The organism is Paeniglutamicibacter sp. Y32M11, assembly GCF_019285735.1.
Taxonomy (GTDB): domain Bacteria; phylum Actinomycetota; class Actinomycetes; order Actinomycetales; family Micrococcaceae; genus Paeniglutamicibacter.
Genome location: NZ_CP079107.1, coordinates 2,781,423 through 2,797,485, shown reverse-complemented (window position 1 = coordinate 2,797,485; position 16,063 = coordinate 2,781,423). Strand labels below are relative to the sequence as shown.

Here is a 16,063-nt window from a genome sequence, read left to right as displayed (position 1 = left end):
ACGATGCAACAAGGGCCTTTTTCGTTGCCCTCGAGCGGTTTCATGTTTCACCCACTTCTTTTATCAAACGATTAGCCTGAATGGGGTAAGGTTAGGTCACTGGGTATTGTCGTCGCTGACGGCTGACGCGTAAAAGGGGTGGAGAGAAGAAACCATGGGCGAGTTTGCACTAGTGGTAGTCGCGATTGGGCTTTTTATTGTCGGATACTATCTGGGCCGACACCGGGCCACGGTTAAACTCCAGGCCGCCCTCGGCGAATCTGCTCGGAAAGCTCAGGCAGCGGCCTGGCAACAAGGTTTCGACGCAGCTTCTCGGGTGCAAACCGAAGTTACTGGAGCCAAGAATTTGCTGCCTCCGGTGGGGGAGGGCCAACCGGCCACACCGCCAAGTGCGTTTGATGCTGGCGTCGCACAGCCAACCATCGCTCAGTCCATCGCGCAACAACGCGTACCCATTATCGCGTGGGCGGGCCAGACACAGGCCCCGGTAGCACCGGCCCCAGCACCTCCCGTGCCAGTGGACCCACGTGTGCGCGCCCTGCGAAATATCAACATCACCTTGTACGTTGCGGCTCTTCTGCTCGTTGCCGCCGCGTCCTTGTTTATCGCACTGGCGCTACCCGCCGCTGCCAAGGTGGTAGGTTTGGCCATTGTCGCGGCCGGATTCTACGTTGTTGGTCTCGTCATGCACGCGCGCAGTGAACGGTTGCGTCCGGCCGCTGCGGCATTCACCGCCACCGGCCTCGCCCTGATTCCCATGACCGGCCTGGCGCATTTTGTGCTCCTGTCCACAACTCCCGGCGCGAGCTGGTTCGTGACCTCCATCGTTGGCACCGCCGCATTTGTCTACGCCGCAGGGAAGCTGCAGTCCAGAGTCGTCGCGGGACTTGCCACCACATTCCTGGTTTCGACCGCATACTCCGGCGGCGCAGTGCTCAACCGCGGGTTGATCTTCTACTTCTTCTTCAGCATGTTGCTGGCCACGATTATCACGCTCGTCGGATTTAAGAAGCCACGTTGGGTCTCGAATATTTATCTTCAGTCCTTCACCGTGGCACATCGATACTTGGTTCCCGCCACGTTAGCTGCAGGACTATGTTCGGCAGCCGTCCTACGGGCCAGCGATTATGGTTGGCTTTTTGCCGCAGCTTGCACCTACTACGTTGTAGCGCTTTTTGCCGTTCCACCGGCCGAACGTTTCTGGCATCTCGCCGCCGCGCGGCTCAGCGGAATGGTTGCCCTTGCCGCATTCCTCCACGCAGCCGAGGTCCCATTAACAATCGTCTTCAGGGTTCTGGCCGTGGCACTGATGATCCAACTGGTCGTACTGGCCCAACTGAGCCACAGCTACATGTCCAAACTTCGGGTCCACCAGGGGCGAGTCACCATCGAGAGTTGGATCCTGGTCGGCACCGCCGCTATCAGCACCCTCTTGGGTGCCGAAGGCCTGCTGACTGATGGGCGGATCACTGCCGGAGACGGTGAACTGGACCTAAACTGGGCGCTGGTGTTGCTGGTTGTGACCGGTTTGGTGGTGGGGATCAAACGGGGTGGCTACTTCCGATGGATTCCCGTGGGTGCGGCGATTTTGGTGCTCATCGAACCCAGTAACGGGAACCTGGGCCGCCAGGCATTCATCTTCGTGGGGGCTTTGCTGGCTACCTGGTGGCTTTCACGTTCGGCGTTGCCCAAGGACAGCTTGCTGCTGGGCTGGGCAGCACGAGTGCTTTTTATAGCCGGCGTGGGCGCGTTCTTCTCCCTAGCGGCATCGGGATGGACGCTGAATCCCGTGCGGTCGGCTCATCCTTCGCAGTCCTTATCCGGCGGAAGTATCAACGAACAGCTCCCCGATGTGGTTGTTGATGTGGCAACGCTCGTGGGCATTGGGCTGGCACTACTGGTCCAGGTAGCTATTGCCGTGCGCCAGCTGCTCCACCACACCCGGCGAACTGCGGGAAATGACGATTTTGATGCTTCCGGCTTGCCGGTACTGGGCGAAGCCTCGTTCTTCGCCGGGGGACTGTTGGGCGCCTCCCTCATCACGTGGTCGCTGCGCGTATTGTTGGCCAGCGACAGCAGCGCATCCGTTGCCGCGTTAGCCGGTGCCACGCCGAATTTCGGTACGGTGCTGTGGGTCGGCTATCAATGGGACATCATCCTGATGTGGCTCTTGCTGGTGGTGGGTTTGGTAGGGACGACAATGGTGTTGGGCTTCCGAACATCAGCTCAGCAAGCAAACCTGAGCGGTGTTTCTGCAACACTCGTGCACCTGGGCGGATTAACGGCCTTGGCTGGCGCTCTGGGGATCAGCGCGGGCCATTCACCATCCTGGCTAGTGGAAATTGTGGCGGCTTTCGGGCTCATTTACGTGGGAGCCAGAGCAACGAGCGCAACAACGCGCAGTATCCGGGTGAGCTACGGGATCTTGGCGCAGCTGCTCTTCTCGGGGATGGCATGGCACATTGCCGACAGATTTGATATGGATTCTCACGGGCAGTACGCGCTGCTGGCGTTTACGGTTGCCTCGGCTCAATCTGCCCGCGCCATCATGAGCCGACGTCGCCATGAGACAAAGTCCCTCGGCGCGGGACATCTACTGACGTATGTGGCACTCGCGGTGCTGCTGCTCTTGCCGATAACCTACCTCAGCGGTATTGCCGGTGGCCTTGATCAGGCCAGTTTGCTCATTCAAAACCTCTGCCTGCTGGTCTTTTGCACCGTCGTTTTCACCACGACATCGCAGAACACCGAGCTTTCCCGCTACATTGCCATTCCCGGGGCCCTGGGTCTTTTGGGGTTGGTATTAACACCGACACTGGGTGATGCATTGCGGACAGGTGGCTGGCTGCCGAGCCCGTTATGGGGCGAACATGTTGCCGGTACGCTGATTTCGGTGTTGTTGGCCGGCTGTATCGTCGCTGAACTCCGTGGCCTAGGCGGAAGAGCTCAACGGTGGGTCAGGGCTGCTGTTGCACTCTTGTACTGGGTGGCGTTGTTGGGTATTGCTTCCCGTTTCGACTCGGAGTGGGAGATTGTTGCCGGGGTACTTGGTGCAGCGGGTACAGGTGTCTTTGCCATCACGTGGGGGATTCCTTTACTGATGCTAGGTGCTTCGGCCTTGGTGGCTCTGGCCTCGCATAGTGGAATCGAAGCGGTACGCTCATTGGCCGGACAGCGGGGGAGTGAACCCATGGACACCATGCTCGCTCTTGTCTTGACGGTCATGATCTTGTCAATCGTTGCGGTGGTTGGCGGTCGATTCGGAGCAGAACCCGCGCGATTCGGTGAATTGACCAAGCGGACGCAGGGCTGGAGCCCAGCTCATAGCCGCGTAGTTTTCGCCGCGGCGCTGCTGGCGTTGACCATGACCGGATTGCTTGGACTGACGCACGACGCATCGGCCTACGTGTTTACTGGGGGAATGGCTGTGCTGGTGGCGGTCTTCTCCGCGGCAGCACTCGAAGTGCCGTTGCGTTGGCGTGAAAGTGCCTACGAGATTGCGGCTCTGGTTGCAGCCGCGGTCATCCACCGCTGTTGGTGGGTTGCCGTTGACGGAACGAGCATCTTTACGGCTTGCACGTACTGGGTTGTGGTTCTGGGCGTACTGGCTGGCTACGAGTTCTCACGCAAACGCGAGCAGCGCGGGACCCTGGTCATGGGAGCAGCCGCGTTATTGCTTTCGCTGACGGGAGTCGGAACGTTCCTCACCTCGACGCTGACCCAGCAATTGGTGCTGCTCATGGGATTCACCGCACTACTCGTTTTTGGGCTGCTGACGAATCGGAAGATCTTTACGATTTGGGGTGCTGTTGGGATTGCCGTGGCGGTGTTGTGGTTCTTGCGTGGGTACACCTTCCTGCTTCTGCTGCTCATCGCCGTGGGCTTGATTGTCTTGGCACTGTGGCGTCTGGGCAAAATGAACCGCAGTGCGGTAGCCCCAGAAAACGAACCCATCCTCCAGCAACCGCAAGTTGCCCCGATTCCGATGCCATGGCAGGTGCAGAGCAACCAACTCCCCGCGCCAACGGAGCCGCGTCCGTCGGGGAACAGCGGAGAGGTGAGCGGGCCGGCACCAGAACCCAACGGAAATCCGCCCCTGCCGCAGAGCCCGCCGGCAACGACCACGGATCCCGGCAGGAAGCCGGAAGATCAGCGCTAATCCCGTTGGGGGATGGCTCTGAGCATTTCGTTCATCCCGGGTGGGCCGTGACCTCTCTTGTGCGGGCGCTAGGCTGGGCTCATGAAGTTCTTGATAGTTATGCTGATCGTTATCGTTGTCGTAGTTGTTATCGTGCGCCTGCGCAAGCAGTTCTCCCATGAGATTGACCGGGCGAAGAACATCAAACGCTCCAACCAAGAGGATCTGTAGCCGCGATCAACAACCACGGCCCCTCCAACTGTGGCTTTACTCACGCGAAGAGTTCTGGACAAGCAGCCTGTGGACAGGTCGCCCGAGAACGCGCGAGAAATCAGGCCCGAAATCCCGGCTTTTTCCCGCTCGGAGGATGGGCTGATGGCCGGGGCGCGGGGGAGTGCCGCGCTGCCGGGAGAATTGCTGGAAACAGGTGATTTGGTGTTTTGGCCCGAAACCTGCCAGACTAGACAAGTTGTTCGTGAGAATTTCAATGGCTCATGCCTGCTGATCGGGAAACCGAGACCGGGGTAAGGGTTTTCAACTGAGATCGTGTCTCACTCGGGATAATGCCCGGGGCTAGGGAGCGGTACGACAGATTTTTTTGAAACCACGAGCAATGTCCCCCACGGATTTATAAGGTTTAGTATCGCTTTCAAAAGCGACACGCCCGACCGCGGGGGTCGGCCTCGGCGGATTGAGGAACCCGGATTTTATCCGGATTCAGTTCGATGCGAGGCGTGCCGGTCCCGTAAGGGGCCCGTAGGGCACAGTAACTGTACAGAGAGTGCTAATTAGAAAGAGGCATCAAGCCATGGCGGGACAAAAAATCCGCATCCGGCTGAAGTCGTATGACCACGAGGTCATTGACGTTTCTGCCCGGAAGATCGTTGAGACGGTAACGCGCGCTGGCGCAACCGTAGTTGGCCCAGTGCCACTGCCGACGGAGAAGAACGTTTACTGCGTTATCCGTTCGCCTCACAAGTACAAAGACAGCCGTGAGCACTTTGAAATGCGCACGCACAAGCGTCTGATCGACATCATCGATCCGACCCCGAAGGCCGTAGATTCGCTGATGCGTCTCGACCTGCCGGCGGATGTCAACATCGAAATCAAGCTCTAAGGGGAGGTGGCGAGAAAACTATGACCGCAACCCGTAATGTAAAGGGCCTGCTGGGCACGAAGCTCGGCATGACCCAGGTTTGGGATGAAAACAACAATCTCATTCCTGTAACCGTTGTACAGGCTGACAGCAATGTCGTCACTCAGCTGCGCAACGCCGAGCGCGATGGCTACACCGCGGTTCAGATCGGCTACGGCCAGATCGACCCGCGCAAGGTCACCAAGCCGCTCGCCGGCCACTTCGAGGCAGCAGGGGTTACCCCGCGCCGCCACGTTGTTGAGCTGCGCACTGCAGACGCCGAGTCCTACGCCGCAGGCCAGGAACTCTCCGTCGAAATCTTCGCCGCTGGCCAGAAGGTCGACGTCGTAGGTACTTCCAAGGGTAAGGGCTTTGCTGGCGTCATGAAGCGCCACGGCTTCCACGGTGCTCCGGCATCGCACGGTGCTCACAAGAACCACCGTAAGCCGGGCTCCATCGGCGGCGCTTCGACTCCGGGACGCGTGTTCCAGGGTCAGAAGATGGCTGGTCGTATGGGTGTTGACCGCGTCACCACGCAGAACCTCACGGTTCACGCTGTGGACGCAGAGAAGAACCTCCTGCTGATCAAGGGTGCCGTTCCCGGCGCCCGCGGACGCGTCGTTCTCGTACGCACCGCTGTGAAGGGAGCATAACTAAATGTCTAAGGCACTTAACGTAGAACTCCCTTCGGAGATCTTCGACGTTCAGACTAACGTTCCGCTGCTGCACCAGGTCGTTGTGGCCCAGCTCGCAGCTGCTCGTCAGGGTACGCACAAGGTCAAGAACCGCGCCGAAGTTTCCGGTGCCGGTCGTAAGCCTTTCGCACAGAAGGGCACCGGCCGCGCCCGTCAGGGTTCAATCCGTGCTCCTCACATGACCGGTGGTGGCGTTGTCCACGGACCGACACCTCGCGATTACAGCCAGCGCACCCCCAAGAAGATGAAGGCTGCTGCATTGCGCGGCGCCCTGTCTGACCGCGCTCGCAACAACCGCGTTCACGTCATTGAATCCCTGGTTACCGGCACTGCGCCGTCCACCAAGGAAGCTATGGCTACCCTGCGCGCTCTTTCCGAGCGCAAGAACCTGCTCGTAGTCATCGAGCGCGCCAACGATGTTGCAGCCCTTTCGGCACGCAACCTCGCTGAAGTACACGTTCTGTACGTAGATCAGCTCAACACTTACGATGTGCTGGTTTCCGACGACGTTGTCTTCACCAAGGCCGCTTTTGATGCCCTGGTCCAGAAAGAGGAAGCCAAATGAGCGACTTCTCCAAGGCTCCGCACGACGTGGTCATTGCACCCGTCGTCTCGGAAAAGAGCTACGGTCTGATCGACGAAGGTAAGTACACCTTCCTCGTTGACCCGCGTTCAAACAAGACGGAAATCAAGAACGCCGTGGAAGCCATCTTCTCGGTCAAGGTTGATTCCGTAAACACCCTCAATCGTGCCGGCAAGCGCAAGCGCACCAAATTCGGATGGGGGACGCGCAAGGCTACTAAGCGTGCAATCGTCTCCCTGAAGGAAGGCTCGATTGACATCTTCGGCGGTCCGCTTTCTTAAGCGGAGACCACTTTAACGAGGAATTAAACTATGGGAATCCGTAAATACAAGCCGACTACCCCGGGCCTTCGCGGCTCGAGCGTAGCCGACTTCGCAGAAATCACGCGATCGACTCCGGAAAAGTCGTTGCTTCGCCCGTTGCACAAAACTGGCGGACGTAACAACACCGGTAAGATCACCACTCGTCACAAGGGTGGCGGACACAAGCGCCAGTACCGTCTGATCGACTTCCGTCGTCACGACAAGGACGGCGTGCCGGCGAAGGTCGCTCACATCGAGTATGACCCGAACCGTACTGCCCGCATTGCGCTTCTTCACTACATTGATGGAACCAAGCGTTACATCATTGCACCGAACAAGCTCGCCCAGGGCGATGCCATTGAAGCCGGCGCTAACGCCGACATCAAGCCTGGCAACAACCTTCCGTTGCGCAACATTCCAGTGGGTACTGTTATCCACGCCGTGGAATTGCGTCCCGGTGGCGGTGCCAAGATGGCTCGTTCCGCAGGTGCCTCGGTTCAGCTGGTGGCCCGTGAGGGTCGCTTCGCTCAGCTGCGTTTGCCGTCCGGCGAAATCCGCAACGTTGACGTGCGCTGCCGCGCAACCGTCGGCGAGGTCGGAAACGCCGAGCAGTCGAACATCAACTGGGGAAAGGCCGGCCGTATGCGCTGGAAGGGCGTACGCCCGACCGTGCGTGGCGTTGCCATGAACCCCGTTGATCACCCGCATGGTGGTGGCGAAGGCAAGACGTCCGGTGGCCGTCACCCGGTCAACCCGAACGGCAAGCGCGAAGGACGCACTCGTCGTCCGAACAAGGACAGCGACAAGTTGATTGTCCGCCGTCGCCGTACCGGCAAGAACAAGCGATAGGAGCCTGGAAACATGCCACGCAGCCTGAAGAAAGGCCCCTTCGTCGATCAGCACCTTTTTGTTAAGGTCGCTGCTGAGAACGAAAAGGGCACCAAGAACGTCATTAAGACGTGGTCCCGCCGTTCGATGATCATCCCCGACATGCTCGGGCACACGATCGCCGTACATGACGGACGTAAGCACATCCCCGTGTTTGTAACCGAGTCGATGGTCGGGCACAAGCTCGGCGAGTTTAGCCCGACCCGGACGTTCCGCAGCCACGTGAAGGACGACAAGAAGGGCAAGCGCCGCTAACCCGCAAGGGTTCAGCGAGTGCTTAGCACTTCTTCGAGAGACGAGAGAAGGAAAGCAATGGAAGCCAAGGCAATTGCGCGCCATATCCGCGTGACGCCTATGAAGGCCCGGCGCGTCGTCAACCTTGTTCGTGGCAAGCAGACGAACGAAGCACTGGCGATCCTGAAGTTTGCCCCACAGGCAGCTTCAGAGCCAGTGTTCAAGGTTGTAGCATCGGCAGTGGCTAACGCCCGTGCCGCCGCAGACCGCGAGGGTGTCGCGTTCAACGAAGACGAGCTGTTCATCAGCGAAGCGTTTGTTGACGAGGGTCCGACCATGAAGCGGTTCCAGCCGCGTGCTCAGGGTCGGGCATACCAGATCAAGAAGCGCACGAGCCACATCACTGTGGTCGTCGCAACCCCTAAGAAGGGTGGGGAAGAATAAATGGGACAGAAGGTTAACCCGCATGGGTTCCGACTCGGTATTACTACCGACCATGTTTCGCACTGGTTCGCCGACAGCACCAAGGTCGGTCAGCGATACAAGGACTTCGTAAAAGAAGACATCCGTATCCGCGAACTGATGACTGTTGGCATGGAACGCGCCGGCATCGCTCGCGTGGAGATCGAACGTACCCGTGACCGTGTTCGTGTGGATATCCACACCGCACGTCCCGGCATCGTTATCGGTCGCCGCGGCGCCGAAGCCGATCGCATCCGTGGCGAGCTCGAAAAGCTCACCGGCAAGCAGGTTCAGCTGAACATCCTCGAGGTCAAGAACCCCGAGATCGAAGCTCAGCTTGTTGCCCAGGGCATTGCAGAGCAGCTTGCTTCACGTGTGGCTTTCCGCCGCGCAATGAAGAAGGCTATGCAGTCGGCAATGCGCGCAGGTGCCAAGGGCATCCGCGTTCAGTGCTCCGGTCGTCTTGGCGGTGCAGAAATGTCCCGCAAGGAGTTCTACCGCGAAGGCCGTGTGCCGTTGCACACCCTGCGTGCGAACATCGACTACGGCAAGTTCGAAGCCAAGACCACCTTCGGCCGCATTGGCGTGAAGGTTTGGATCTACAAGGGCGACGTAACTTCGAAGGAACTGGCAGCTCAGGCTGCAGCAGCTCCGGCCCGTGGCCGCGGCGATCGTCCGGGCGGACGTCCAGCTGGACGTCCCGAAGGTGGCGAACGCCGTCGTCGTAACGACCGCAACACTGCACCGGCAGCGGAAGCAGCTCCGGCTGCCGAGGCAGCTCCGGTTGCAGCCGCAGAAGGAGGACAGGCTTAAATGCTTATCCCACGCCGCGTAAAGTACCGTAAGCAGCACCACCCCAAGCGGAGTGGCGCAGCATCGGGCGGTACCACGGTAGCCTTCGGTGAGTATGGTATCCAGGCCCTTACACCGGCCTACGTTACCAACCGCCAGATCGAGGCAGCTCGTATCGCCATGACCCGCCACATCAAGCGTGGCGGCAAGGTTTGGATCAACATTTATCCTGACCGTCCGCTGACGAAGAAGCCGGCCGAAACCCGCATGGGTTCCGGTAAGGGTTCTCCGGAATGGTGGGTCGCAAACGTCAAGCCGGGACGAGTTCTCTTTGAGATCTCCGGTGTTAGTGAAGAGGTAGCACGCGAGGCAATGCGCCTTGCAATCCACAAGCTGCCGTTGAAGGCACGCATTGTGCGTCGTGAGGGTGGTGAATAGGAATGGCAATCGGATCTAAAGATCTAGCAACCGAAGCACTGGACGGCTTTGATAACGCCCGTCTGGTCGAGGAGCTCAAGAAGGCCAAGGAGGAGTTGTTCAACCTCCGTTTCCAGTCGGCCACGGGTCAGCTTGAATCGCATGGCAACTTGAAGTCTGTCAAGCGTGACATCGCTCGTATCTACACCGTTCTTCGCGAACGCGAGCTTGGCCTTCGTGCCGAGGTTGTAGTGCCGGTCGAAGAGACCAAGAAGAGCAAGGAAGCCAAGTAATGAGCGAGAAGGATAACGTCGTGGATGCAGCTGCAGAGCGCAACGACCGCAAGACCCTCCGTGGTTACGTGGTTTCCGACAAAATGCAGAAGACCATCGTCGTTGACGTAGAGGACCGTGTTAAGCACGCCCTTTACGGCAAGGTCATGCGTCGCAACAAGAACGTCAAGGCTCACGACGAAGAGAACAGCGCCGGTATCGGCGACCTCGTTCTCATCGCCGAGACCCGCCCGCTGTCTGCTGACAAGCGCTGGCGCCTCGTGGAAATCCTCGAAAAGGCTAAGTAAGCTCTTTCGCTGGTTTTCACTCTGACGTGAACCAAACAAAACACCCCCGGAACCGCTGGATTTATCCAGTCGGCCTCCGGGGGTGTTTTGCGTTGGCGAGCGGGCCCGCGGGTAGTGTGTAGCTTTCGGTTGTGACAGATACACAGGGCACGCGAAAACTATCATGGTGTGGTGGGGGAGTAGATGAAAAGTCGGCGGAGCCGAGCACGTCGCATCGCGACCCTTGCCCTTGCGGCAGTTCTGGGTGCCGCGCTGGCCGTGCTGCCACACGTGAACCTCGTGAGCTCGCCCGTCGTGGCGATGGCGCAAGCGGTACTTCCCATACTGCTTGTTGGTGCCCTGGTGTTGTCCCTGATTTTGTGTCTGCGCCGAGCCTTCATCGCCGCTGCCATCTTGTTCGTCTTCGGTGGTATGGCGCTGCTACCCCTGTTCCCTCAGACTCCGGCACGTTTCTGTTCGGAGTCCGCGCAGCTCAGCGTGCTCTCGCTGAATGCAGGACGAGGTAACGCCAACGTCGGAGTCCTGGCCGAAGCCATCAGAGACACAGATCCCACGGTGCTCGTGCTGGTGGAAACCAGCGAGCCCATGATCGAGGCACTCAGGGCCGAACTTGTCCGCGGAGCCTACGGCCATCGAACCGAGCCGGTAGTCTTTGGCGGGAGCGTTGATACCGTCATTCTCTCCAAGTTCCCGCTGAGTCAAGAGCCAGATGCCGCGAGCCAAACCGAGGGTGCTCTTTTTGACGCACCGGTGGCGCTGATCCAGCACCCCGACCTGGGCTCTCTTCGGATTGCCGGCATCCACCCCATACCTCCAACACATGGACCCACGTCGTGGGCAGCCACGCTGCGTGGCATTGATGCGTGGCAACTGCGCCAAGACGCAACCCCGTTGATTCTGGCGGGGGACTTCAACGCCACCGCAGCACATCCACAATTCAGGGAACTGGCGAAGCAATTTCAGGATGCGGTGCCATTGTTGGGTCCGCTTCCAGCGGGCACCTGGCCGGCCGACCTCCCCATTCCTGCCCTGGTGCGCATTGACCACATATTGGTTCGAGGTTTTGCCGTCACTGAAGCCATACGCATCGAGGTGCCGGGCACGGATCACCACGGCATCGTTGCCCGACTAGCGGTATGTCGCTGAGCGTGTGATGCGCATGATTCTGGGCCAAATGTGACCAAGCACCACGAACATGGCACTACCACAGGGTTTCGGGATCTCGCATTCTTGCGGTAGACTTTATTTTCTGTGCGCGTTATGTATGGGGACTATCCACCTCCTGCATCACGCATAGTGCAGCCGGAGGGTTTTTTACGGGCCCAGAAGGTTGTGCGGCATAGCTCTGAGCCTAAGCCTCGGCCCTGCTTCCCCAGCATCGTGTTATTGCGCATTCGTGTGTTGTGAACATTGTGTTTGGAGGTGGGGGTAAGCAGAAGCTGAGATGGACCATATCCGTTCCGCAAGGCTCCCTAGGAGAACCAGCGAGACGACAGGAGTAAAAAGTGATTCAGCAGGAATCGCGACTGAAGGTTGCCGACAACACCGGTGCTAAGGAAATCCTTACCATTCGTGTTCTCGGTGGCTCTGGCCGTCGCTATGCAGGCATCGGCGACGTAATCGTCGCCACCGTCAAGGATGCAATCCCGGGCGGAAACGTAAAGAAGGGTGACGTCGTCAAGGCTGTCATCGTTCGCACCAAGAAGGAACGTCGACGCGTCGACGGTTCTTACATCAAGTTCGACGAGAACGCAGCTGTCATCCTTAAGGCTGACGGTGAGCCCCGCGGTACCCGTATTTTCGGTCCGGTGGGTCGTGAACTTCGCGATAAGAAGTTCATGAAGATCGTTTCCCTGGCTCCGGAGGTACTGTAACCATGGGTGCAAAGATTAAGAAGGGTGACCTCGTTCAGGTCATCACCGGTTCCGACCGCAACAAGCAGGGCAAGGTGCTGAAGGTTTTCCCCGCAGCACAGCGCGTTCTTGTTGAGGGCGTTAACCGCGTCACCAAGCACACCAAGGCTGGTCAGACCGAGCGTGGCACCACGACGGGTGGTATTGAGGTCGTTGAGGCCCCGATGCACATCTCGAATGTTGCGATCGTTGACCCGGAAACCAAGAAGCCGACTCGCGTTGGCTTCCGCGAGGAAACCGTGGAGAAGAACGGCGTGTCCAAGACCGTCCGTGTTCGTTTCTCCAAGTCTTCCGGAAAGGCACTGTAATGACTGAAGCAGCTGTGAACATCCAGCCCCGCCTGAAGGCCAAGTACAACGCCGAAATCCGCGAAACCTTGAAGAGCGAATTCAACTACTCAAACCCGATGCAGGTTCCGGGCTTGGTAAAGGTAGTTGTGAACATGGGTGTCGGCGAAGCCGCCAAAGACTCCAAGCTCATCGAAGGCGCAGTTCGCGACCTCACCGCCATCACCGGCCAGAAGCCGTTGGTAACCAAGGCACGCAAGTCGATCGCACAGTTCAAACTGCGCGAAGGCATGCCGATTGGTACCCACGCCACCCTGCGCGGAGATCGCATGTGGGAATTCGTGGACCGTTTGGTTACGCTGGCTCTGCCGCGTATCCGTGACTTCCGTGGCCTGAGCCCGAAGCAGTTCGACGGCAACGGCAACTACACCTTCGGTCTCACGGAACAGTCAATGTTCCACGAAATCGATGTTGATTCCATTGACCGCGTACGCGGCATGGACATCACCGTAGTGACCACCGCGAAGACCGACGACGAAGGTCGTGCCTTGCTCAAGGCACTGGGCTTCCCGTTCAAGACCGCCAACTAGATCAACTACGTTACAGGTCCGCGCTTGCGCGGAAACCGTAGCGAGGAAGGGCAGAAGCCCACATGACAATGACAGATCCTGTCGCAGATATGCTGACTCGTCTGCGCAACGCCAACTCGGCTTACCACGACACGGTTTCCATGCCGTCGAGCAAGCTCAAGGTACGCGTTGCCCAGATCCTGAAGGAACAGGGCTACATTGCCTCGTTCGTTGAGGAAGCAGCAGAGGTCGGCAAAAAGCTGACCATCACCCTGAAGTTCGGCCCGAGCCGCGAGCGTTCAATCGCTGGCGTTCGCCGTATTTCAAAGCCGGGCCTGCGTGTATACGCAAAGTCCACCAACTTGCCGCATGTCCTTGGTGGACTCGGCATTGCAATCTTGTCCACGTCCTCCGGTCTGCTTACTGACCGCCAGGCAGCCAAGAAGGGTGTAGGTGGGGAAGTCCTCGCCTACGTCTGGTAACGGGAAAGGGAGAAAGAAACCATGTCACGTATTGGACGTCTTCCGATCACTGTTCCTGCCGGCGTTGAGCTCAAGATTGATGGCGACGTTGTCGCTGTCAAGGGCGCCAAGGGCGAACTGAACATCACCGTAGCAAGCCCGATCACTGTTGCTCTCGAAGAGAACACTGTGACCGTGTCACGCCCGAACGACGAGCGCGATTCGCGTTCGTTGCACGGCTTGACCCGTACCCTGATCGAAAACATGATCATCGGTGTCACTGCAGGCTACGAAAAGAAGCTCGAAATCCACGGTACCGGTTACCGCGTTGCAGCGAAGGGCACGAACCTCGAGTTCGCTCTTGGCTTCTCGCACCCGGTTGTTATCTCCGCTCCTGAGGGCATTGCCTTCGCGGTTGAGGGTAACAACAAGATCACCGTTTCGGGTATCAACAAGCAGCAGGTTGGCGAAGTTTCCGCCAACATCCGCAGCCTCCGCAAGCCTGACCCGTACAAGGGCAAGGGTGTTCGGTACGCTGGCGAAATCATCCGCCGCAAGGTCGGAAAGGCTGGTAAGTAACCATGGCTCTCGGAATCAAGGGTAAGAGTAAGGCAGCCGCACGCGGCCGTCGTCACCTGCGTGTTCGTAAGCGCATCACCGGCACCGAGGTGCGTCCGCGCCTGGTCGTCAACCGCTCGGCACGACACATCTTCGTTCAGATCGTTGACGACAGCAAGGGCATCACCGTTGCTTACGCGTCGACGATGGAAGCCGATCTTCGTGGCTTCGACGGCGACAAGTCCGCCAAGGCTAAGCGCGTTGGTGAGCTCGTTGCCGAGCGCGCCAAGGCTGCAGGCATCGAGTCCGTGGTCTTCGACCGCGGCGGTAACAGGTACCACGGTCGCGTGGCTGCTGTTGCTGACGGTGCACGCGAAGGTGGGCTGGCACTGTGAGCGAAGCAACTAACAAGAAGGAAACTCAGGTGTCTGAAGCTACTGAGGCAGCCTCGGCTGCTCCTGCCGCTGACAAGGCTGGCGCTGCTCGCGGCGAAGGCCGTGGACGTGGCGGCGAAGGCCGTGGACGTGGCGAGGGTCGTGGCCGTGGCCGCGATTCAAAGGACAGCCGCAACGAAGACAAGGACAAGTTCCTTGAGCGCGTTGTAGCTATCAACCGCGTATCCAAGGTCGTCAAGGGTGGTCGTCGCTTCAGCTTCACCGCTCTCGTCGTCGTTGGCGATGGCAACGGTCTCGTTGGCGTCGGCTACGGCAAGGCCAAGGAAGTTCCGGCAGCAATCGCTAAGGGCGTTGAAGAAGCCAAGAAGTCCTTCTTCCGCGTTCCGCGCATCGGCACCACCATCCCGCACCTGGTGCAGGGTGAAGCCGCTGCAGGCGTTGTCCTGCTTCGTCCGGCATCGCCGGGTACCGGCGTTATCGCCGGCGGTCCGGTTCGCGCCGTACTGGAATGCGCTGGCATCCAAGATGTTCTGTCGAAGTCCATGGGCTCGACCAACCAGATCAACATTGTTCGCGGCACCGTTGCAGCACTGAAGGCTCTTGAAGAGCCTGCAGCAGTTGCAGCCCGCCGTGGTCTGCCGTTGGACGAAGTTGTGTCGCCTCAGATGCTTCGCAACATCCAAAACCAGAAGGCAGGTGCGTAATAGTGGCGAAGAACTTTGTCCCTAGCGACGCTAAGCTGGCAATCACCCAGATCAAGTCCACCATTGGTGGCAAGCAGAACCAGCGCGATACCCTTCGCTCGCTCGGCCTGAAGCGCATCGGACACACCGTGTTTCGTACCGCCGATGCCGTGACCGTTGGCATGATCAACACGGTTCCGCACCTCGTAAAGGTTGAGGAGGCGAAGTAATCATGGCTGAAAAAGAAAACGCACTGAAGGTACACCACCTGCGTCCAGCCGAAGGTTCCAAGAAAGCCAAGACTCGTGTGGGTCGTGGCGAAGGTTCCAAGGGTAAGACCGCTGGTCGCGGTATGAAGGGCACCAAGGCGCGCTACCAGGTCAAGGCCGGCTTCGCCGGTGGCCAGTTGCCGCTGCACATGCGCCTTCCGAAGCTTCGCGGCTTCAAGAACCCGTTCCGCGTCGAGTTCCAGGTTGTAAACCTGGACAAGATCTCGGAACTGTTCCCCGAGGGTGGCGACGTCACCGTTGAGGCACTGATCGCGAAGGGTGCAGTTCGCAAGAACGAGCCCGTCAAGGTCCTTGGTTCCGGCGAACTGACCGTCAAGGTCGATGTCAAGGTCAACGCCTTCTCATCCTCCGCAGCGGAAAAGATCGTCGCAGCCGGCGGTTCTGCAGTAGAGCTCTAAGCTAGTTGGTCTTTTGATCATCTAGTAAAAAGGGGTGGACCCGGTGAATTCGCATAGCGGATTCACCGGGGACACCCCTTTTTCTTTCCGCGTAAACTTCTTGTATTCGTCGCGGATTCTTTCATGGAATCCGCGAAACGCGGGGGAGTTCGGCCGCTATAAATATCGATGAGCGGCGTTATTTAACCCATTTGCCGCGGCGCATTTGGCGAGTAACGCACACCACGGGCTAGAATCGATAGGTCAACCCCCCGGGTACCCCCGGCCACCACCAATCAGGAGG

General features: G+C 58.9%; 23 protein-coding genes. All 23 read left to right on the top strand.

Translation table 11 applies throughout. The features are described 5' to 3' along the window. Positions 1–154: 154 nt before the first annotated feature. The 23 genes from KUF55_RS12350 to rplO all read left to right on the top strand — a co-directional run bounded on the left by KUF55_RS12350 (position 155) and on the right by rplO (position 15,780). Positions 155–4,159, top strand: coding sequence for a hypothetical protein (locus tag KUF55_RS12350; RefSeq protein WP_218816800.1), 4,005 nt, complete (start codon positions 155–157; stop codon positions 4,157–4,159). 81 nt (positions 4,160–4,240) lie between these two features. Beyond that, complete coding sequence (locus KUF55_RS18805; protein WP_255557017.1) at positions 4,241–4,369, top strand: hypothetical protein; 129 nt, start codon at positions 4,241–4,243, stop codon at positions 4,367–4,369. 577 nt (positions 4,370–4,946) lie between these two features. After that, positions 4,947–5,255 carry a 30S ribosomal protein S10 gene (gene rpsJ, locus KUF55_RS12345; RefSeq protein ID WP_003803825.1) on the top strand — a complete coding sequence of 103 codons (309 nt, stop codon included), beginning with the start codon at positions 4,947–4,949 and terminating at the stop codon, positions 5,253–5,255. A 20-nt stretch (positions 5,256–5,275) separates the two neighbouring features. Beyond that, positions 5,276–5,926 carry a 50S ribosomal protein L3 gene (gene rplC / locus KUF55_RS12340; protein WP_132358678.1) on the top strand — a complete coding sequence of 217 codons (651 nt, stop codon included), beginning with the start codon at positions 5,276–5,278 and terminating at the stop codon, positions 5,924–5,926. Positions 5,927–5,930: 4 nt separating this feature from the next. Then, a complete protein-coding gene (gene rplD, locus KUF55_RS12335) occupies positions 5,931–6,533 on the top strand; it encodes a 50S ribosomal protein L4 (protein ID WP_132358676.1) in 603 nt (200 codons plus the stop codon). After that, positions 6,530–6,832, top strand: coding sequence for a 50S ribosomal protein L23 (gene rplW, locus KUF55_RS12330; RefSeq protein WP_007271029.1), 303 nt, complete (start codon positions 6,530–6,532; stop codon positions 6,830–6,832). Before rplD ends, rplW begins: the two co-directional genes overlap by 4 nt. A 30-nt stretch (positions 6,833–6,862) precedes the next feature. Beyond that, positions 6,863–7,702, top strand: a complete 840-nt coding sequence (gene rplB / locus KUF55_RS12325; protein ID WP_132358674.1) for a 50S ribosomal protein L2 — start codon at positions 6,863–6,865, stop codon at positions 7,700–7,702. Between the two features lie 12 nt (positions 7,703–7,714). Further along, complete coding sequence (gene rpsS, locus KUF55_RS12320; protein WP_068731512.1) at positions 7,715–7,996, top strand: 30S ribosomal protein S19; 282 nt, start codon at positions 7,715–7,717, stop codon at positions 7,994–7,996. 57 nt (positions 7,997–8,053) lie between these two features. Then, on the top strand, positions 8,054–8,419 hold the full coding sequence (gene rplV / locus KUF55_RS12315; RefSeq protein WP_071212937.1) for a 50S ribosomal protein L22: 366 nt from the start codon (positions 8,054–8,056) through the stop codon (positions 8,417–8,419). Continuing rightward, on the top strand, positions 8,420–9,250 hold the full coding sequence (rpsC, locus tag KUF55_RS12310) for a 30S ribosomal protein S3 (RefSeq protein WP_132358672.1): 831 nt from the start codon (positions 8,420–8,422) through the stop codon (positions 9,248–9,250). Continuing rightward, on the top strand, positions 9,251–9,667 hold the full coding sequence (rplP, locus tag KUF55_RS12305; RefSeq protein WP_132358670.1) for a 50S ribosomal protein L16: 417 nt from the start codon (positions 9,251–9,253) through the stop codon (positions 9,665–9,667). It abuts the gene before it with no gap. Positions 9,668–9,669: 2 nt separating this feature from the next. Next, entirely contained in the window at positions 9,670–9,939 is a 270-nt protein-coding gene (rpmC, locus tag KUF55_RS12300; RefSeq protein ID WP_132358668.1) for a 50S ribosomal protein L29, read from the top strand. Then, entirely contained in the window at positions 9,939–10,226 is a 288-nt protein-coding gene (gene rpsQ / locus KUF55_RS12295) for a 30S ribosomal protein S17 (RefSeq protein WP_113762234.1), read from the top strand. Before rpmC ends, rpsQ begins: the two co-directional genes overlap by 1 nt. 183 nt (positions 10,227–10,409) lie before the next feature. Next, the gene (locus KUF55_RS12290; protein WP_218816799.1) at positions 10,410–11,372 is read left to right on the top strand and encodes an endonuclease/exonuclease/phosphatase family protein; all 963 of its coding nucleotides are present in this window, start codon (positions 10,410–10,412) and stop codon (positions 11,370–11,372) included. Between the two features lie 359 nt (positions 11,373–11,731). After that, positions 11,732–12,100, top strand: coding sequence for a 50S ribosomal protein L14 (gene rplN / locus KUF55_RS12285; protein ID WP_071212943.1), 369 nt, complete (start codon positions 11,732–11,734; stop codon positions 12,098–12,100). 2 nt (positions 12,101–12,102) lie between these two features. Next, complete coding sequence (gene rplX, locus KUF55_RS12280) at positions 12,103–12,447, top strand: 50S ribosomal protein L24 (RefSeq protein ID WP_132358662.1); 345 nt, start codon at positions 12,103–12,105, stop codon at positions 12,445–12,447. Then, the gene (rplE, locus tag KUF55_RS12275; RefSeq protein ID WP_132358660.1) at positions 12,447–13,016 is read left to right on the top strand and encodes a 50S ribosomal protein L5; all 570 of its coding nucleotides are present in this window, start codon (positions 12,447–12,449) and stop codon (positions 13,014–13,016) included. The genes rplX and rplE overlap by 1 nt, the downstream gene beginning before the upstream one ends. A gap of 62 nt (positions 13,017–13,078) precedes the next feature. After that, complete coding sequence (gene rpsH, locus KUF55_RS12270; protein WP_007271041.1) at positions 13,079–13,477, top strand: 30S ribosomal protein S8; 399 nt, start codon at positions 13,079–13,081, stop codon at positions 13,475–13,477. Between the two features lie 21 nt (positions 13,478–13,498). Continuing rightward, complete coding sequence (gene rplF, locus KUF55_RS12265) at positions 13,499–14,035, top strand: 50S ribosomal protein L6 (protein ID WP_132358658.1); 537 nt, start codon at positions 13,499–13,501, stop codon at positions 14,033–14,035. Positions 14,036–14,037: 2 nt separating this feature from the next. Then, on the top strand, positions 14,038–14,409 hold the full coding sequence (rplR, locus tag KUF55_RS12260) for a 50S ribosomal protein L18 (protein WP_132358656.1): 372 nt from the start codon (positions 14,038–14,040) through the stop codon (positions 14,407–14,409). Further along, a complete protein-coding gene (gene rpsE, locus KUF55_RS12255; RefSeq protein ID WP_132358654.1) occupies positions 14,406–15,113 on the top strand; it encodes a 30S ribosomal protein S5 in 708 nt (235 codons plus the stop codon). Before rplR ends, rpsE begins: the two co-directional genes overlap by 4 nt. Positions 15,114–15,115: 2 nt before the next feature. Then, positions 15,116–15,322 carry a 50S ribosomal protein L30 gene (gene rpmD / locus KUF55_RS12250; RefSeq protein WP_132358652.1) on the top strand — a complete coding sequence of 69 codons (207 nt, stop codon included), beginning with the start codon at positions 15,116–15,118 and terminating at the stop codon, positions 15,320–15,322. 2 nt (positions 15,323–15,324) lie between these two features. After that, entirely contained in the window at positions 15,325–15,780 is a 456-nt protein-coding gene (rplO, locus tag KUF55_RS12245; protein ID WP_132358650.1) for a 50S ribosomal protein L15, read from the top strand. Positions 15,781–16,063: the final 283 nt, after the last annotated feature.